Source organism: Acidicapsa borealis (assembly GCF_059115245.1).
In genome coordinates, this window is record NZ_JCACNY010000001.1 from 889,706 (window position 1) to 908,904 (window position 19,199).

Genomic DNA, 19,199 nt, shown 5'->3' on the forward strand with positions numbered 1-19,199 from the left:
TTGAGGCTTACGATCTCTAGTTCAAGAACGAATCCAGGGCAGCTGGAAGTTTTCGGCCTCGCTCACGTTGTAGGTGTGGGTTCCGCAACGGGATCCTGAGCCTGTCCTTTGGTAGCGTCTTCCCAGCCCGAGAGGTTCTGGTTGCCTGTGATCAGGCGTGCGCCATCTTTGAAAGAGAAGTAGGTCCAGGCCCACGTTGCGAAGATCGTGATCCGGTTGCGGAAGCCGATCAGGAAGTAGATGTGCACCACCAGCCAGGTGAGCCAGGCCATGAATCCGCCCCAATGTGCCTTAAAAGGCCACTCGATCTTAGCCACGGCGGCGAGGCGGCCAATGGTGGCCATATCGCCCTTGTCCCAGTAACGGAAGTTTGGCCGCGGCTTGCCGGCCAGATCGGCTGCGATAATCTTCGCGGCGTGGCGGCCCATCTGCATGGCGGGCTGGGCCACGCCGGGCACAGGCTTGCCGTCCTGCTCAAAATGAGCAAGATCGCCGCAGACGAAGACTTCCGGTAACCCTTTCGGATTCAACTGTTGGTCGACGATGACGGCACCACGTTTGTCGAATTCTGCGTGCTCCTCGCCCAACATGCGGCCCAGGGGCGATGCTGCCACTCCGGCTGCCCATAGGATGACGACCGCGTTGATGCGATCGTTGCCCACCTTGACGAAGCCGGCGCCGACCTCGGTGACGTGCTTATTGGTCCAGACTTCGACGCCGATTTCTTCCAGCTGCTTCTGCGCCTTGACGGAGAGGTCTTCGGGGAAAGTCGCCAGGACGCGCGGGGATCCTTCGATGAGCAGAACGCGGGCCTTGGCCGGGTCGATGTGGCGGAAATCGCTCTTCATGTAGAGCCGGGCGATATCGGAAACGGCCCCGGCGAGTTCGACCCCGGTAGGTCCGCCGCCGATGATGACGAAGTCGAGCGGTGGATGCCAGCCATGTTCGAGCTGGTGCCGTTCGGCGAGTTCAAACGCCAACAGGACGCGCCGGCGGATCTCGGTTGCATCTTCAATCGACTTGAGACCGGGGGCAAATTGCGCCCATTCTTCGTGGCCGAAGTAGGAGTGCGTCGCGCCCGTACCGAGGACGAGATAGTCGTAGTTGTAGACGGCTCCGCTGGCAAGGCTCAGCCTGCGGGCTGAGGCGTCGATGCCGGTGACCTCGTCCATGAGCACTTCGACATTGGGAAATTTACTGACAATGGTGCGGATGGGTTGGGCGATCTGCGCCGGGGAGAGCACGGCGAGGGCTACCTGATAGAGCAGCGGCTGAAAGGTGTGGTGATTGCGCCGGTCAATGATGGTGACATCGACGGGTAGTTTGCCGAGCGCCAACGCAGCATTGATGCCGGCGAAGCCTCCACCAACGACGGCCACACGCGGCCTTCGTCCTGTCTCCTGGGGATATTTCTGGGTCAACTGGCTCATTGCGATTGCAATCCTCTACTCATCTCAGATGCCAGTTGCAGTCAAAGGAAGCAGGAGGAGCGTGAATCTACGGAAAAGTTAGCGAGTCTCCATGTGCTGAAGGCCGAACCACGCGTCCAGGTTCATTTTGCTGGTTATCCAGTTGAACCCCAGCGGAATCAGAATGCCTAGGGCTGTCGCAGCGACGATTTCGATGACAGTGCCTGTCAGAGTCGGTTGAACATGCAGACGCTGGAGAGCGATGCGCGTTCCGGCGGTGAAGAAGATATGCATCACGTAGATGCTCATTGAGTAGCGGCCCAGGAAGGCCAATGTATTCACGATGAAGTTCTGGCGCGATGCCAGCAGGCGGGACCAGGCGAGCGTGGCGACGATGCCGGCGATGGCTCCAGGCAGCAAGGCAACGTCACCCGTGACACCGTACAGATCGGACTGGCTGCAGACCGTGGCAAAGACGACGAAAAGCAGGGTCGCGGTGATGGCTGCCCAGCGGCCGAATTGCTTCACTTGAGTCACCGAGACAACGCCGAGGATGAAGTACAGAAATCCTCGGCCGGTCTCCATGACGATGATCAGGTAAGCGTGCGTCAAAGCCTCGGCAAAGAACAGCGGAACCAGGAAGCATGCGAACGCGATTGCTAACTGGACGGCGTATGGAAGCTTGCGAATTGCCAGATAGCCCAGGTGGCTGAAGAAGAGCGCGTAGAGGAACCAGTATGGGACGATCGGCACCCAGAGGATGCGATAGAGAGAGATGAAGGACGCGTGGCCATTCGTGTATTTGCTGAGGTAGATTTCGACCAGCCCCTGAAGGATCGACCAAAGGAAATAGGGGTAGACGATGGTTGGAATGAGCTTGCCGATCGTAGTCTTTGCGGGACGGTGTTTTCCCGATGCCAGGTGGCCCGAGACCACGAAAAATAAGGGCATGTGGAACAGATAAATGAGGAAGATAGCGGTTGCAGGCCATGCCAGCGTGGGAGAGAAGAAATTCGAGCCCCTGAGACCGATCAGGCAGTGTCCCAGCACCACCAGCAGGATGCCGAAACCCTTAGCGATATCGAGTGACGCGTCCCGGCGCGGTGCCCATGCGCTCGGGGTTTGTGCCGGATTGGATGTGTGTTGGACTTCGGGTTTCACTGGAATGTCGGTGTCTTGCGGCATCGGCAAATTCCGCCCTCCGGACCTCCAGTGTACATGTGGGCGAATTCTGATCTGTGACTTTCCGCGGCGTAGCATGGTTACTCCGGTCATCCGAAGTGTTGCCTACGGATGCTGCTCGACAGAAAAGCTGAGTGCGCCTGCATTCCCTGTGATGGCGAGGCCGATCAGGCTCGTGGGAGTGCCGGGGAGGGTAAGCGGCGTGACAGTGACTGTTCCGTCGAGAGCGGAAGTGATGGTGGTGCTCTGGGTTGCGAGGCGTTGGGGTTGTACGCAACGGCCGTGCGTGGGGCAGGGCGGAGCCCAGGCATAGAGGGATTGGCTGATGGTCACGGTTCCGCCGGCCATCGGGTTGCCGTTCATATCCAACACGCAGAGGGTGATGGCGGCCGGGGCAGTGCTAGCCGCCATACTTTGGCTGGCGCCGGAGACGGCGACAAGGCTGGCAAATTCGGGCCGAGAGCCGAAGACGTTGAAGGGAACGCAGGTCGATCCGCTGTTCAGGCAGGCATTCGAGGTGACGGTCTGGCCCTCCGCGAGGGGCCCGGCGCTCAGGGTAGTCGATGCAATTCCAGCGGTGTTGGTGGTCGACGCCGTGACGGGCGCGGTAATGCCCGTGGCGGATTTCCATGCCACCTGCTGGTTGGCCGAAGGCGCTCCAGCACTCTGGACGAGAGCCTGGACCGGCCAGGTGGCGGTTGCTCCAGCCGCGAGGTAGAGGGTGGGGGTGATGGCGGAAAGCGCTGGTGCGGCTCCCCCGTAGAAGTGGGCCTGGATGCTGGCTCCGTTGGTGAGAGTAGCGGTGACGACGGCGGTTGCTGTGCTCGTGGCGGTCACAGGCAGCGCGGCACGGCCATCGCCCGAGGTGGCTACCGAGCAGATGGTAAGTCCGCAGCCGAGTGCCGCCGAGCCGCTGGTGACCGAGTAGAGGACCGTTACTCCCCCAGCAGGGGTGCCATCTGCGGCGAGGGCGCGGACGGAAAAGGCCTGGGGCACGTTCAGCGGCACCTGGTTGGATGGCGCGCTGATCAGGCTGAGTGCGTCGCCGCTGGCTGAGTCGTAGCTGAGGCCGCTTGGAATTACAGCCAGGGCGGAAAAGCCGGGCAGATCGTCGACCTCAACGTCCTGGGAGCCGGTAACGCCGACGCCCGCCGCCGGAACGATGGCCGTGATCGCGCTGGCCTGAATACTCGTGACTTGCGCCTGAACACCGCCAATCTGGACGGTGTCTCCGGCGCGGAAGCCGAAGCCGCGGATGACGATGGTTCCACCGCTGGCTGGCAGGCGCGCCGGTGAGACAGTGTCCGCGTAGAGAACCCAACCGCGGTAGGAGTAGTCAGGACGGCCGTCGCCGCGCTGGTCAGTGACGGCGAGACGGACGATGTCATTCCCAGCGGTGGCCACCTGCAGCCAGGTTGCGCCGGTGGCAAGGCCGTTCTGTGCGGGGGTAAATCCCGCCGCTGCAGTGCCGGTCTGGGTGAAGCCGTCCCAGACACCGAGAGCAGGCATGGCCTTCGATGCGCTGGGCTTGCCGGTTTCGTCGAGTGCCTGGGTGACCACGGTGAAGATGCGGTTGCCGCGCACCGGCAGGATGAACCAGTCTGCCTGGCCAACCTGGCTGAGGCGGCCTGTCCAGGAGCCGCTTCGGGGCAGGGGCTGCGGTTGCGGTTCGCTGCCGATGACATAGGGCTGGCGGCTCCTGACGGCTGCGCTGCTCACAGGGTTGTTGGCGGCCCCGGCGGAGTTGGCGACGGCTACCGAAACGGTCCGCGTGCCTCCGGCCTGCAGGCTGCCAAGCTGCACCGTCTGGACTGTGCCGGAGGGTGAGGGCGAGCCGAGCAGGTAGGGACCGACCGAGGTTGCGTTGATGTAGAGCGGGTTGACCGTCTCGAAGCTGAGCTGGTAGCTGGCGCTGTTCGATCCAGCAGGGAGCCCAGCAGGGAGCGGGACGCCGCTCAGGTCGAAATAGCCCTGCAAGGTCGCGTCGTCGCTGCCAAAGCGGTCGTGCCGGTTACCAAGCGAGTCGGTCCAGCCGGTGACCGAGTTGCCGTGATTTCCGCCGAAGTACGCTCCTGAGACAGAGCTGACCGTGTACTGGTAGAGAGGGTTTCCGCTGCCGTCGAGTGGCCGCAGCACGACATTCACGCCCTGCATGCCCTGCCCGGTCCGAAACGACAGCGTCCCCTGAACGGAAATGGTGTTGGCTGCCGTGAGCAGCTTGCCGGGGAAGCTGGATTGGTTGGCTGCGTTCACCGGGTAGATGCGGTTCAGCGCGGCGATATCATCCAGCCGCAGTGTGCCCGGGTTGGGAATGCAGGTGCCGCCGGCTGGGCCGCATTGGCCGTTGAGCGGCAGCATGACCGGCCACGCCAGCGCGCCGTTCGGCTGGGCTGACCCGGCCGAGAGTGCGCCGTCGTTGACCTGCGAGAAGTCGAGGCCGAGAATCCGCCCAAAGGCACGCTCCAGTTGGAATTGCATCATGGCAATAAGATTGGCGTTGGTTGCGCAGCGGCCGTTCAGCACGATCACGCCGTGGGCCAGGGTCGCGTCGGGATTCATAGCGTCGATCCAGACGAGAACTCCGTTCTGGGAGCAATTGTCGGGCTGGCTGGCGCCGGTGCCTTCGAGAGCGTCAATGGCTGAGCCGTCGGCATCGAAGATCACCGCCACCGGAGTCGTCGTCGCGCTGGGAGTGATGTCCGCCGGTTGGGCAAAGTAGGGCTGAAAATGGCTCCCTCCGCCGAGAACGTTGCTGCCATTCACATTTTCGGCGAGATTGCCCGCGTCCGTGAGTGTCACAGCTGCGGTCTGAACAGCGCTCCAGAGTGCGGCCGCCGCGTCCACCATCGCCGTCGCCTGCGCGTTGGAGACACTGGCGCTGAGCGGTCCCTGGTCCACGAAATACCGTACCTGCCCGCCCGCCCAATGGACCGCCTGCCCCTTGACGCCGGGATTGAAGTAACTGACCCCGGCGACATACCTGGGTCCGCCGGCGAAGGCCGCGGCCGAAACAAGGAGAAAGGAGGCAAAGGCGGCAACCCGCCGTGCAAAGGATTGGAATTTTCCTAAATTTGGGGACGGAATGGGACCAGGATTCACAGCACAGCCTTCAGCGGAGGAGTCTGTGGAGGCGTTCTTAAACCATCCACAGAGCGTTCATCGGCTGAGCTGGACCGAGACTAGAAATTCTTAAGTAACGGGATTTTCTAATGAGAGGGATCGAATCCGAGTCCTAGATCTCCGGGTAGAAATCGAAGAAAGCCTCGATGCTCATGCGCAGCTGGGCTTCGATCTGTTCGCGGGAGCCTTCGAGGACGTGCATGGTGACGTGGGCTTCGTGGCCGTTGGCGAGTTTGAGGGTTGCATCCTGTACCTGGGCGACTTCGCCCTCGGGCAGGAGGCGCATACCGTAGATGAGAGTCAGATTAGCCATGAGCCTCATCTTATCCCTAGAGACTATGCAGAAGCGGCGGTCGCAGGTACTCCGATACAATCAGCAGGTCTGCATTTGTTTGGATTAGGAAAAAACGTCATGGAAGAAATTCGCGATACAGTCATTCTCGGTTCCGGCTGCGCAGGCCTTACTGCCGCCATTTACACGGCTCGGGCGAACCTGAAACCGCTGGTCCTGGAGGGTCATGAACCCGGCGGGCAGCTTTCGATTACTACGCTGGTGGAGAACTTTCCCGGCTGGCCCGATGGGATTCAAGGCCCGGAGCTGATCGAGAACATGAAGAAGCAGGCGGCGCGGTTTGGGGCGGAGTTTAAGACCAGCCACCTCGTTTCAGTGGATCTGAACGTGCACCCGTTCCACTTGAAGACCTCACACGGCGACATTCGTACGCGGACGCTGATCATTGCTTCGGGCGCCAGTGCGCGCTGGCTGGGCTTGCCGAGCGAGCAGGCGCTGATCGGGCATGGCGTTTCCAGCTGCGCGACCTGTGACGGCTTTTTCTTCAACGGACACGACATTGCCGTGGTCGGCGGCGGCGATACAGCGATGGAAGAGGCGTTGTTCCTCACACGCTTTGCGACCAAGGTTTACCTGCTGCACCGCCGCGAGAGCTTCCGTGCCTCCAAGGTGATGATGGAGCGGGTGATCGCGCATCCCAAGATCGAGATCATGACCAACACGGTTGTCGAAGAAGTGCTGGGCGTTGAGGAGAAGTCGGTCTGCGGGCTGCATATTCGCAATGTCAAGTCAGGCGAAAAGTCGGTCTTGCCGGTCACGGGATTCTTCCTGGGCATCGGCCATGAGCCGAATGCAAAGATGTTCCATGGGCAGATTGACCTGGACGAAGACGGCTACATCCTGACCAAGAACAACGTGCACACCAAGGTGGAGGGTGTCTTCGCTTGCGGCGACGTACAGGACCGGCACTACCGCCAGGCGATTACCGCTGCCGGTTCGGGCTGCATGGCTGCGCTTGAGGCCGAGAAGTTCCTCGAAGAGCATGGTCACTGAGCGGATGCCGGAACTGGTGTCTGAACTCGCGGACAACCTTGCTCGCGTTGAGGAGGGGATAGCGGCTGCCTGCCGAGCCGCAGGCCGCCCCCGCAACGAGGTCGAACTGGTCGCAGTTTCGAAGGTGCATCCAACTTCGGCCATTGTGGAGGCTGTGGGTCTTGGGTTGACGCTGTTCGGAGAAAACCGCGTTCAGGAGTTCGCCGGGAAATCCGTTGAGCTGGCCGAGCAGGGCGTGCGCGGCAAGATGCGTGCCCTGCTGATCGGGCATCTGCAGTCGAATAAAGCGGCCAAGGCGGTCGAGATCTTCGACGGCATCGATTCGCTGGATTCGCTGAAGCTGGCCGAGCGGCTGAATGAGGCTGCGGAGAAGCTCGGCAAGCGGTTGCCGGTGCTGGTCGAAGTCAAGCTGAGTTCCGAAGAAACCAAGGCCGGGATCGATCCGGATTCGCCGGAACTGGCCGAACTCATGGAGCTGCTGCCTTCGCTGGCCAACCTGGAGGCGCAGGGGTTGATGACGATTGCTCCCTGGGGCGCTCCGGATGATGAGACGCGAGCCTGTTTCCGGGCGCTGCGAGTGCTGCGGGACAAGCTGGCGCAGGCGCATCCGCGGCTGAATCTGCCTGTCCTCTCGATGGGCATGAGCGGTGATTTTCCGTTGGCCATTGCCGAAGGCGCGACCCGGATTCGCGTGGGGACTGCGCTGTTTGGCAAGCGCCAGTACGATTGATGGTCGCGCCTGAAGCGTCCCCCAACACCGACCACTATCTGCGCGTGCATCCGGAGGGGTGCAGCCTGGCAATTCGTGTGCAGCCGGGGGCCAGGCGAACCGGCATCACCGGCATATACGGGGAAGGCAACCGGCCACACTTAAGTCTTGCGGTCAAGGCGCCTCCGGTCGAAGGGCGCGCGAACGAGGTCGTGGTCGCGTACATGTCAAAGCTTCTGGGTATCCCGAGGTCGCGGATTTCGATCGTTCATGGCGAGCATGACCGGTTCAAGCTGCTGGTGCTGCGCGGAACGACTGTGGCGGCTGTCGAGGCGATCCTCCAAACGGCGATGGGAGTCCAGGCGTAGCTGCATCCGTTACACTCGGGTTAATTCCTTTCTGAGGGGAACACCCGCCCATGTCGTCGCTTTACATCATCCTGCTGGTTGTCATCGCTGTCACGCTCATGGGCGTTTCGATCTTTCGTGCTTCGCTGGTGAAGACCAAGGCGGATTACCTGGTCGCGGGGCGTTCGCTGCCGGCGATCGTGCTGGTGTTCACGCTGCTGAGCTCGTGGATCGGCGCCGGTTCGCTCTTTGCCGGCGCGGAGAATGCGTACAAGAATGGTTTTGCGGCGTTGTGGCAGCCTGCCGGTGGATGGCTCGGGCTGTTGCTTATCTATTTCATCGCGCCCAGAGCACGGAAGTTTGCGCAGTTCACCATCCCGGATCTGCTGGAGGCGCGCTACAACCAGACGGCGCGGGTGCTGGGCGTGATCGCAATTCTCTTCGCGTATGTGGGCATTACGAGCTACCAGTTTCGGGGTGGCGGTGATGTACTCCACCTCATCTTTCCGGATGTGGTTTCGCCGACGATGGGAACGTATCTGATTGCTTTTTTTGTCATCGTGATGACTGCGCTTGCGGGCATGTCTTCGGTGGCTTACACGGATCTAATCATCGGCGGACTGGTTTCTGTGACTTGCCTGATCGCGGCGCCATACCTGGTCATTCACGCAGGAGGCTGGGCAGGGGTGCGGGCTGCTTTGCCTGCCACGCACTTCCAGGTGCTGGGCAATCTGACGCTGGTGCGGGCGCTCGAATTTCTCGTTCCAACTTTGCTGCTGATGCTTGGCAACCAGGCCATGTATCAAAAGTTCTTCTCGGCGAAGAGCGAAAAGGACGCACGCAGAGCAGTCGTGGGTTGGATCATCGGAACGGTCATCCTGGAAGTGGCGATCATCACGATTGCCGTGGCTGGGTCGGCGATGTTCCCAACCGGGGAAGTGTCACTTCACCCGCGCGAAATTATTCCGTACACCGCACGCCATGGGCTTCCAGCGTTCCTGGGAGCTTTGCTACTGGCGTCCGTGTTTGCCAAGGTGATCTCCACTGCGTCGAACTTCCTTTTCTCGCCTGCGACAAACCTGGTCAACGATGTTTTCGTGCGCTATATCTCCCCTGATGCGAGCAACAAGCGTGTCCTCATTGTTTCGCGGCTGACGGTGGTGTTGTTGGGATGCTGGGCGCTCTATCAGGCTGTGTATGCAGAGAGCATTCTGGAGAAAATGCTGTATGCCTACACGATTTATTCCGCCGCGCTCACGCCAGTCATTCTGGCGGCTTTCTACTCCAAGCGCGTTACTCCGTGGGGAGCGGTGGCGGCCATCGCGACGGGTACTGCCGTCACGCTGGTTTGGGATCAGGCGGCGGTAAAGGCGCTGTTTCCGCAGATCATTTCCGACCGCGACGCTATCTTTCCCGCGCTCTTTGCTGCCGTGTTTGCGATGATCGTAGTGAGCTTCTTTACCGCCAGGCCAAGTGCGGCGCAACTGGCGAAATTCTCCTAGACAGCTCGCAAAATGCACATGGCTTTGGCTCAACTCACGTTGGAAGTACGCATCGAACATGCGCGGTCGCTCAAGGACAGGCGGCAGGTGGTGCGTTCGCTGAAGGATCAACTACGGCAGGGGTTCAATGTCTCTGTCGCGGAACTGGACGAGGCAGTCACATGGCAATCGGCGACGATTGGCGTGGCCGGCATCTCCAGTTCGCGCGACTATCTACGCGGACAAATTGAAGAAGTGGAGCGCGCGGCGCAGCGGATGATTCGCGAGCTTGGGGCTGAGGTCACCGACTCCTGGTGGGAGTTTGTCGAGCCCAGTCTTGAGACCGGCTTTGCGGCAGACGCAGAGGAATAAAAAGGCCGCGCGGCATCATCTCCGCGCGGCCCTTTTCAGCTCATTGTTTAGAACTCAATGCGCGCAGCGACCTGCATCACGCGCGGTTGCGTCAGCACGCTGAAGGCGTTGCCAAAGCTGTTTGCCGAGTCGAGGCGCGAACTGATCGATTGCGGGTCGAAGCGAACGCTGTTGGTCAGGTTGAAGGTCTCCCAGCGGAACTGGAGATGTGTTCGCCCGTAGATCTGGAAAGTCTTGTTCAGGCCCGCATCCCAGTCATAGAAACCGTCGCCGCGCAGCGGGTTGCGGGTGCCGCTTTCGCCGGGATAGGCCTGGCGGAAGCTGTCGTAAACGGCGACCGGATCGGCGTAGCGCTGCTGTCCTTTGCCGCGCTTGAGGGCCGCGCTGGGGATCTTGCCGGGGAGTGTTGCGAAGCCTTCAATGTCCCAGTTGGTCGGCCAGCGGGAGCCATCGTCAACGGCATAGGGAAGCCCCGAAGTCCAGCGCAGGATCCCGGTCAGTTGCCAGCCGCCAATGGCTGCATCGACGAGGCGGTTGGCGCTGCCCAGGAAGCGGCGTTTGTGGCCTACGGGAATATCCCAGATCCAGTTGGAATTGAGCTGGTGCGTCATGTCGAAGTCCGACGTCCCACGAAGCTGATCCGGCTTCCAGCTGTTGATGATCTGCGCGCCGTTGTTGCCGCCCGATGTGCTCAGGCGCTCAGCCTGCGAGGTCCAGTCAATCGAGTGCGACCAGGTGTAGTTGAAGTCGGCTTCGAGGCCGCTTCCGAAGTGCTGGCGGAAGGTGACCTCCATGGCGTGATAGTTTGACTGGCCGATCGAGCGCCACGCGTAGAGGGCAGAGTACTGATCATGATAGAAGCGGTACGCGGGATAGGTGTCACCTGCGCCCGTTCCGTTGCCGGGAAGGTCGAGCGTGAAGAGAGCATTGGTCTCGTTGCCGATGTTCTGCTCGAAAAGGCAATAGACGTTCTGGCTGGCGGTGGGATTGGTGGGAGCGTCGTCGCCGTTGCAGATGCCGGTCTGGCCGGCGAGCGGCCCGAAGAGCGTTTCCCAGTAGGGAACTTTGCCGATCTGCCCGACGGGCACACCGGCATGCGTCTGCGCGGAGAAAGCCGAGGCAGCGGTGAAGTAATTCGTGCCGGCGGCGGAGAGGTTGAGCGGCATCGCCACGTCTTCCTGTTCGAGCAGGCGGTGAGTCAGGCGGCCTACGTAGGCCACTTCCAACGATGCGTGGTTGGTGAGCTCACGCTGCACAGAGAAGTCGAAGACATGCTCGTAAGGCGTCTTGAGCTTGGAGTCGAGACCCCAGCTGATGGCGAACGCGCCGGTATCAGGAGTAGCGGGAAATCCTCCGGCTGGCGCGGGCGGAAGCAGCGTCGTGGGAATGGAGTTGATGCCCTGGAAGCGCGGCGCTGTGGCGACGGTCTGCACGCCGGCAGGGTTCGAGACGTTGCTGGACAGGCCAAAGGAGCCAGAGGTGTCAAAGGAGTTCACGATGCCCGCGCCGAAGTGGTCGAAGACCAGAGAATAGCCGCCGCGAATGGAGGTCTTGCCTGCGCCGAATTTCGATGGAGAATAGGCGAAGGCAAAGCGCGGCGCGAAATCCTTCGTGTCCGGCGTCCAGAAGTCAGCGCGATGGTTGGATCGGCCGTTCAGATCAAAGGAGAGTGTAGGCACGTTGCTGGCAGAGCCGCCGCTGACACCCTGCGCGTAGCTGGCGTTGTAGAAGTCGCTCAGCGCATAAGGAGTACATCCATTGCTGGTGATCTGACAGGCGCCAACCTGAGTTCCGTGCACCTCGGTAGGCGCCTGCAGGTAGGAGTAGTGCAGGCCGAAGGTGAGCGTGAGATCCCGCGTAGCTTTCCAGGAGTCCTGCGCGTAGCCGTCGTATTCGTTCCACTTATACTCGCGCAGCAGCGGCGCACCGAGGGTGATGGACTTGCCCGTCTTGTCGTAGTTATAGACAGCGTCCACTTCCGAGACGAGGCCGACGAGATTCATGATCCCATCGTCGTAGTTGCCGCCGAAAGAGCCGGCGACGGTGGGGTAGCCGTAGATGGCAGGATCGAGCGGAGCGCCGGTATTGGCGATGCCCGAAGGCTGCATCCATCCGATGTTGATCTGCGCATCGGGGAAGGAGTTCGCCGTGCTGGAGCGCCAGTCGTCGATGTGGCGCAGGTCAAAGCCGAAGGAGAAGTTATGGTTCTTACGGGTCCAGGCCACGTCATCGATGAAGTTATTGACCGGGATGTGATTGTTGCTGGAACGGGAGAAGGACACCGGTGAGTCGATCTCTTCGAGGCTGACCTGGGTAGCGGACGAGATGCCGGCGTTGGAACCGCCCTGCCTGGTCAGTCCCCAGCGGAAGTTGTTCACCAGGTTTGGGGTAATGACGTAGGTATATCCAAGCGCGAAGCCCTTGTTGTTGGCGAGCGTTCGACTGGCGATGGGCTGGCCGGGAAACTGCGAAACTCCGGGAGCATCGTCGTTGATCAGGTTGCCGCGCCAGAAGATGGTGTGCTTCTGCGAGATATTCCAATCGAGGCGGGCGATGTAGGTGTTGTAGGAGCTCTTCACGGGCTGCGAAAAGCGGTAGCCAGCGGTATTGAGCCCGTCTCCGGCAGTCGGATCGTTGGGCATGGGATAGCTTTGCAGCAGCGTGAGCATGGCGGCGTTGTCGCCAATTTTCAGCGGGTCCATGGCCTGGATCTGCGCGGCGGTCAGTGCATAAGTGCCGCCATCGCTGGTCTGGTATTGCAGGATTCCCTGGCGGTAAGTGGCGGTGGGAACGATGCGCTCGGGGAACGAGCTCTCAATGCGGCGCTCGCCTTCGAAATTGCCGAAGTAGAAGACGCGATCCTTCCAGATCGGGCCGCCGACCGCCGCGCCGAAAACATTGCGGATCAGCTTGTCGGGCTGGTTGCGTTCGCCGTTGGCGATCTCTGTCTGTTTGTTGAAGTAGTCGTTGGCGGCAAAGAGAACGTTGCGGTTGTACTCGTAGAGCGCGCCGTGAATCAAGTTGGTGCCGCTCTTGGTCACCAGCGCGATCTGCGCTCCGGCTCCGCGGCTGGCGTCAGAGTTGGGATTGCTGGTGGTGACGCGGAACTCGCCCACCGAATCCTGGGTCATGCGCAGCACGCTGGTAAAGGCGTAGCCGCCGTTTTCATCGTTCACATCGATGCCGTCCAAGGTGACGTTGGACTGGTCACTGCGCGAGCCGTTGACCGCGCCGGAGCGGGAGTCGCTGTCGCTGTTGCCTGCGTTTCTGCCGATGAAGGTAACGCCAGGTTGCAGGCTGAGGAGTTCGACCACGTTGCGGCCTTCGATGGGCAGGGTGGATACCTGGCGGCTGTCGAACGTGTTGCCGAGCGTGGCGTCTACCGTGTTGAGCAATGCTGAATCGCTGGAAACGACTTCGGTGGTTTGCTGCGAACCCGCCACAGTCAGCACGACATTGATCGATGCCGGGGACGCGACCTGCAGGGCAAGATTCTCGCGCAGTGCAGGTGCAAATCCTGCGGATTCGACAAGTACAGAGTAGGTGCCGGGCATGAGCTGCTGGAACTGGAAGTCGCCGCTCTCGTTGGTTTCGCCTTCGCGGATGGCGCCAGTGGAGACGAGTGTGATCTTAACGTGTGCATGCGGGACAAGCGCGCCACTGGGGTCAGTGACACGGCCCTGCAGAGAAGTGACGGACTGCGCGAAGGCGACAGCGGAGACGGTCAGAGTGAGCAGGAGTGCGAGGAAGAACCGTTTCAAAGTCTTCTCCTTGATATGCAGATGTTGGTTTGAATCGATCACGCGGCGAAATGGATTGCGCAAACGGGCTCATCTGCTCCTTGTCCGAAATGGGAATGCAGCCTGGGAGGTTAGACCGATCGCACGGAATTGGCGCGAGTAGGTGAACTACCAGAACATGGGATCCCCGCGCAGGTCACGCGGACGTTGCCCATCAAGCGGGTTGCTGCCGCTGGACAGATGGAGAGACGAAGAATCGAAGGCGTCGCGTAGACCCATCAAGACTCGCTGATGTAAGGGGTATCGTTTAGCGGGGCATGTAGGCCGCGTCAACTAAACATGTCACTTATCTGTAAATCACCGCCGTGGCTGGGTCAAGAAAAAGAATAGGCGAGTATGCGATTGAGGAGCGCGTTTTGAGTTGGCATACTGGTCTGGACGCGGCGAATTGGGCCAAATGACCAGCTCTGGTATCCTAAGTGGTTTACCCGGAGGGAAATCGATGGCTGAGCCCAGAGCACGTGTGTACCACAGGAACCGGGTTGCGGAAACGTTGCGTGAAGAGATTGGAACCATGCTGGAAGGTCAGCTTTCCGACCCGCGCATCGCGTTCTGTTATGTGACCGAAGTAGCAATGAATCCCGGGTCGAAGTCGGCGCGGGTCTATATCGCTGTCGATGGCGGCGAAGAAGCTGAAAAGCAGACGGTGGAAGCGCTGATTGCGGCCAAGGGGTATATCCGGCACGAGCTGCTGGAGCGGATGGGAACGCGGCGTATTCCCGACCTGAGCTTTCACGTCGACAAGTCAGAGAAGTTCCAGACCCGCATTGACGAGTTGTTGGGACGAGTGAAGAAGCGGCAGAAGGCGGCGAAGGTTGCAGCCGCAGTGGCGGACATCGGTGACAAGCCGGCCGCCGATGCGTCTCCAACCAAATAAGCAGAGGCAAGTAGAGGTTTTGACACGAATGGCCAGTCCTCAACCGATCCGGTTTGCCCAGTCCAGGCGCGCAGATGACGCGCTGAGCCGGGCTGCGTTCGGCCCACGGGCTGAGGCGATTCTGGCGGCTATCCAGGAGGGCGAGCGTTTTCTTGTCTGTTCCCACTCCCGGCCGGATGGCGACGCAATCGGGTCCATGCTGGCGATGGGCATGCTGCTCCAGCAGATGGGCAAGCGCGCAGACCTCGTGGCTGCCGACCGGATTCCTGCCGTGTACCGGAATCTGCCCGGCGCGCAAGCGATTCGAACCGTGATGCGTGTGCACGGCCCGTATGACGCCGTCATTCTGCTCGAATGCGACAGCCTGGAGCGCACCCGCCTGCGTGGTCTGGAACGAATGTTCCAGATCAACATCGACCACCACGCCAGTGGCAAGGAATTCGGCGATCTGAACTGGATCGACCAGACGGCCTGCTCGGTTGGGGAACTGGTGCATCGGATGGTGAGGGCTGCCGGGGGCACTGTTACGCCGGAAATGGCGACCTGCCTCTACACCACGATCCTCACCGATACCGGCGGCTTCTGCTACGGCGGTATCCAGTCGAATACCTTTACGCTGGCTGGCGAACTGGTGGCCGCCGGCGCGGATCCGGTGTCGATCGCGCGGGATGTGTATTTTGCCAATCCCTTCTCGAAGTTGCTGCTGCTTGGCCGGGCGCTCAGCACGCTGACCCGCGATGGAGCGCTCGCGTGGCTCTGGGTCACGCATGACGACATGCTTCAGGCCGGCGCCGCGGAAGAGGATTGCGAAGGCGTGGTCAACTATGCGCTTTCGGCGGCTGGCGTAGAGGCGGCAGTCTTTCTGCGGGAACTTCCCGAAGGCCGTATCCGCCTTAGCCTGCGCAGCAAGGGCAAGATCAATGTAGCGGCAATCAGCGAACGGCTGGGTGGCGGGGGCCATGAGAACGCTGCCGGCTGCACGCTCGACGGTCCAGTCGATCGTGCGACAGAGCAGATTCTGTCTGCGCTTCGCCATGACATGCGTGTGCTCGGATTGTGAGCCAGGAAGGTTGCGCCGCGGCCGTGTTGCCGAAGCGGATTCTGATGGCGACCATCGGCTCGCTCGGCGATCTGCACCCGATGCTCGCGCTCGCCGTAGAGCTCAAGCGGCGAGGGCACTCGATTACGGTGGCTTCGACGGAGTTCTATCGCGCCAGGGTGGAATCGCTGGGAATCGGATTCCGCGCCATGCGCCCGAATTGGGATCCGACCGATCAAACTTTGATTGCCCAGTGCGAGGACCTGAAGAGTGGTCCCGAGATTCTGTTTCGGCGCTTGGTTCTGCCCCACCTGCGCGATACCTACGACGACCTGCTGGCTGCGGGCAGGGATGCCGACCTGATGCTGGCCGGGGAGCTTTGCTACGCCGCCCCGTTGGTTGCGGAGAAGCTCAGCCTGCCCTGGGCATCGGTGATCCTTTCACCCTGCTCGTTCTTTTCCGCGCACGATCCGTCGCTGCTGGTAAACGCGCCGGCTCTATATCGGCTGCGGCGGGCAGGGTGGCTGGTCAATCGCGGAATTCTGCGGCTCGGCATGCTGGCTGCCCGCCACTGGTGGGAGCCGGTGCGCCAGCTACGGCGGGAGCTTGGTCTGCGCCCGGACTGCGATCCACTGATCCGCGACAAGTTCTCGCCTGACCTTGTGCTCGCGCTCTTTTCACGCCTGCTGGCAGAGCCGCAGCCCGATTGGCCACGACAAACGATCCAGCCGGGATTTGTTTTCTTCGACCGTGGGAATGCCGGCCCGGCGGTTCCGCCGGAGCTGGCTGCGTTTCTGGCCGAAGGCGACGCGCCGATCGTCTTTACGCTCGGCTCGACCGCAGTCCACAATCCCGGCAATTTCTACCAGGCCAGCGTGGATGCGGCACGGAACCTGGGACGGAGAGCTCTCTTGATTGGGCTCGAAATGGCTCCCGGAGCGTCGTCTGCCGATGTGCTCGCACTTCCCTATGCGCCGTACTCCCAGGTATTTCCTCATGCCGCGGCGATCGTGCATCAGGGCGGATCGGGAACAACAGGACAGGCCCTGCTCGCCGGCAAACCGCAGCTGATTGTGCCCTATGGCTGGGACCAACCGGACAATGGCGCGCGGATCGCCCGGCTGGGTACAGGGCTAAGCCTGGCAAAGCAGAAGTATTCGGTCCGGACGGCTGCCTCTGCCCTGCGTAGGCTGCTTGAAGACTCAAGCATCGCGACCCGGGCCAGAGAAGTCGGACGACAGATTGGCAGTGAAGTTGCCCTAATCTCGGCCATAGATGCAATCGAGGCGAAGTTCACGGGCAGTCGGCTTGCCGTTTCTTAAACGCACAGGGGCCTTCGCTAAAATCTGTTAGCCTTGGGTGGTTGGGCCAGATTCCCCCCGAAGTGGCCGAGTAAGCCTTAGCTTTTTTACACTGAGACGAACGGTCTAACGCCGAACCCAGTGGAGATGACTCTGCCACCAGATACCTCGATTACGCCTGACCGCCCGCGCTGGTGGTCGCCTTACTGGAAGGTGCCTTCGCGCACCACGCGCTGGGAGGTCATCAGCCTCGTCGGCTTCATGGTCTTCTTTCTGCTCTACGGCGTGACGCCGTGGCTGGGCGGAGCAGGTATGGGCCTGGTGGGCGCCGACGAACCCCGTTATGCGCAGATCGCTCATGAGATGTTGCAGAAGCTCAACAACGCGCATACGTTGCGCGAGCAGTTGAGCGCCTACGTTACGCCCTATCTCTATGGCCGTCCGTGGCTGGAAAAGCCCGCGCTCTACTACTGGCGCGCGATGTACATCTTCAAGGAGTTTGGCGTTTCCGACTGGGCCGCCCGGCTGCCTTCCGTTAGCTTCGCGCTTTGGCTCGTCGGCCTGACGTATCTGCACATGCGGCGTTTCCGTCGCGGAGGCCACCTGGACGCGGCATTGATCACCGCAGCCTGCGTTGGCATCATCGGCTTCTCTCGCGGCGCCTCCACGGACATGCAACTCGCAGCACCACTCTCGATCGGGTTGCTGGGCTGGTACGCCTGGTACGAGACGAAGTCCAAATTCTGGCTCTTCGACATTTACTTCTTTACCGCCGTCGCCACATTGGCGAAGGGACCCGTAGCGCCATTCCTGGTGCTGGTCATCGTGGGTGCTTTTGCCGCGCTGCGCAAGGAGTGGTGGATCTTCTGGAAGTCGCTCTGGTGGCCGGGCATCCTGCTCTACTTCGCCATCGTGCTGCCGTGGTTCATCGCCGTGCAGCACCAGAACCCCACCTTCTTCGACGAGTTTTTCCTGCAGCACAATCTAGAGCGCTTTGCGACCAACAAGTACCAGCATCAGCAACCGGTCTGGTACTACCTTGTGGTCGTTCTACTGGCAACGATGCCCTGGACGGTGATCGCAATCCGTTCTGTAGCGGACGGTCTGCGTGCATCGCTGGTGGAGTGGCGCATCCGCCACGCGCGCCTGGGCAGACTGGTGCCGAAAAAAATCGGAGACAGCCAGCCGGGAGATGCCTTTCCTGAATTCCTGGTGCTCTGGGCATTGATCCCGATCCTCTTCTTCTCTTTCTCGCAATCCAAACTGCCCGGCTACATCCTGCCTTCGATTCCCCCCATCGCCATTCTTACGGGAGACTTCCTCTTCCGCTCCCGTGCACGCGGGCTGGAGCGCTGGGTACTGATCGGGCATGCCGTCCTTGTGGGTGTCGTGACCGCGACGGTGTTGCTCCTGCCATGGTTTGTCGCCCATGGCACGCAGTCGATGCCGCCGGCTCCCGCTCTGGTGGTCGCGATGATCTCCGCGCTTTCGGCAGCGTTGCTGATCCTGCTGGTCGTGCAACGCTGGGGAGTGGCCCGGCTGCGCGTGGCCACCTGTTCCGTCACGGTCGTGCTGCTGCTCTTCCTGTACGGAGTCGGACCGTTCTTCGGGATCCCGGGAGTGGCAGCGAGCAAGCGTTCGATCGAATTGCTGGACCGATCCTACTCAGCCCGGCCACTCGCAGAACGTCTGACAGCCTACGTGCCGGCCGATGAAACCGTCGCTGTCTTCCGCGTACGCCGGGACATGGAGTACGGGCTCGCCTTCTATCGCAATCACGAAGTTGCGAATTACGAAGGCGTTGGCGTGCCCGATGAGGAGCATGTGCTCGTCGTCCGGGTGATGGGCAAGGGCGGAGTGGATCTGCGCTCGCAGGCTGCACTGCATGAGTATCTCGAAGGCCGCCACTACGAACCTCTTTTCAACTGGCCGGAGCAGGAACTTGTGGTGTATCTCGTCGGCAAACGGTAGCTTGTCTGATGATCCTGAGTCCGGAGCGGCGGGCAGTGAGTCTAACCGAAGTGGGCAGCATGGGGTGCCGGTCAGCAATCTGGCAAGGACGTGGGACTGGAAGTACTGTATGCTTTTCCACAATCCCCGGATTCGCGGGAATTCTGGCCTGTAGTTTGCGGAGCGGGCGGCAACACTGCAGGGAACTCGCATACGGTTCGAGTCCGTCCAACAGTTTACGTCCAATGTTTCTGGCATCCGTCTCAA

Annotated in this window: 14 protein-coding genes; 9 read left to right on the plus strand and 5 right to left on the minus strand. The window is 61.1% G+C overall.

The features are described from left to right. Positions 1-62 precede the first annotated feature (62 nt). The 4 genes from AC5S27_RS03680 to AC5S27_RS03695 form a co-directional block, all read right to left on the minus strand. Positions 63-1,430, minus strand: coding sequence for an NAD(P)/FAD-dependent oxidoreductase (locus AC5S27_RS03680; RefSeq protein ID WP_493933224.1), 1,368 nt, complete (start codon positions 1,428-1,430; stop codon positions 63-65). A 78-nt stretch (positions 1,431-1,508) separates the two neighbouring features. After that, the gene (locus tag AC5S27_RS03685; protein WP_493933225.1) at positions 1,509-2,594 is read right to left on the minus strand and encodes an acyltransferase family protein; all 1,086 of its coding nucleotides are present in this window, start codon (positions 2,592-2,594) and stop codon (positions 1,509-1,511) included. A gap of 102 nt (positions 2,595-2,696) precedes the next feature. Beyond that, entirely contained in the window at positions 2,697-5,690 is a 2,994-nt protein-coding gene (locus AC5S27_RS03690; protein ID WP_493933226.1) for an IPT/TIG domain-containing protein, read from the minus strand. Positions 5,691-5,823: 133 nt separating this feature from the next. After that, complete coding sequence (locus tag AC5S27_RS03695; RefSeq protein ID WP_493933227.1) at positions 5,824-6,024, minus strand: allantoinase; 201 nt, start codon at positions 6,022-6,024, stop codon at positions 5,824-5,826. Between the two features lie 99 nt (positions 6,025-6,123). Between AC5S27_RS03695 and trxB the strand changes: the two genes are divergently transcribed. Genes trxB through AC5S27_RS03720 form a run of 5 tightly spaced genes read left to right on the plus strand, consistent with a single transcriptional unit; the run spans position 6,124 to position 9,965 of the window. After that, positions 6,124-7,056 carry a thioredoxin-disulfide reductase gene (trxB, locus tag AC5S27_RS03700; RefSeq protein ID WP_493933228.1) on the plus strand — a complete coding sequence of 311 codons (933 nt, stop codon included), beginning with the start codon at positions 6,124-6,126 and terminating at the stop codon, positions 7,054-7,056. Next, on the plus strand, positions 7,046-7,786 hold the full coding sequence (locus AC5S27_RS03705) for a YggS family pyridoxal phosphate-dependent enzyme (RefSeq protein WP_493933229.1): 741 nt from the start codon (positions 7,046-7,048) through the stop codon (positions 7,784-7,786). The genes trxB and AC5S27_RS03705 overlap by 11 nt, the downstream gene beginning before the upstream one ends. After that, on the plus strand, positions 7,786-8,133 hold the full coding sequence (locus tag AC5S27_RS03710) for a DUF167 domain-containing protein (RefSeq protein WP_493933230.1): 348 nt from the start codon (positions 7,786-7,788) through the stop codon (positions 8,131-8,133). The genes AC5S27_RS03705 and AC5S27_RS03710 overlap by 1 nt, the downstream gene beginning before the upstream one ends. A gap of 50 nt (positions 8,134-8,183) precedes the next feature. Further along, entirely contained in the window at positions 8,184-9,614 is a 1,431-nt protein-coding gene (locus AC5S27_RS03715) for a sodium:solute symporter family protein (protein ID WP_493933231.1), read from the plus strand. Between the two features lie 18 nt (positions 9,615-9,632). Further along, on the plus strand, positions 9,633-9,965 hold the full coding sequence (locus tag AC5S27_RS03720) for a DUF503 domain-containing protein (RefSeq protein ID WP_493933232.1): 333 nt from the start codon (positions 9,633-9,635) through the stop codon (positions 9,963-9,965). 47 nt (positions 9,966-10,012) lie between these two features. Here the strand turns inward: AC5S27_RS03720 and AC5S27_RS03725 are convergent, their stop codons facing one another. Then, positions 10,013-13,726, minus strand: a complete 3,714-nt coding sequence (locus AC5S27_RS03725) for a TonB-dependent receptor (RefSeq protein WP_493933233.1) — start codon at positions 13,724-13,726, stop codon at positions 10,013-10,015. Between the two features lie 481 nt (positions 13,727-14,207). Here AC5S27_RS03725 and rbfA point away from each other — a divergent pair, with 481 nt between their 5' ends. From rbfA to AC5S27_RS03745, 4 genes are all read left to right on the plus strand, one after another. Beyond that, on the plus strand, positions 14,208-14,642 hold the full coding sequence (gene rbfA, locus AC5S27_RS03730; RefSeq protein WP_493933234.1) for a 30S ribosome-binding factor RbfA: 435 nt from the start codon (positions 14,208-14,210) through the stop codon (positions 14,640-14,642). Between the two features lie 28 nt (positions 14,643-14,670). Continuing rightward, a complete protein-coding gene (locus AC5S27_RS03735) occupies positions 14,671-15,702 on the plus strand; it encodes a DHH family phosphoesterase (RefSeq protein ID WP_493933235.1) in 1,032 nt (343 codons plus the stop codon). Positions 15,703-15,746: 44 nt separating this feature from the next. Then, positions 15,747-17,003, plus strand: coding sequence for a glycosyltransferase (locus AC5S27_RS03740; RefSeq protein ID WP_493933236.1), 1,257 nt, complete (start codon positions 15,747-15,749; stop codon positions 17,001-17,003). A 126-nt stretch (positions 17,004-17,129) separates the two neighbouring features. Continuing rightward, on the plus strand, positions 17,130-18,953 hold the full coding sequence (locus AC5S27_RS03745) for an ArnT family glycosyltransferase (RefSeq protein WP_493933237.1): 1,824 nt from the start codon (positions 17,130-17,132) through the stop codon (positions 18,951-18,953). Positions 18,954-19,199 lie beyond the last annotated feature (246 nt).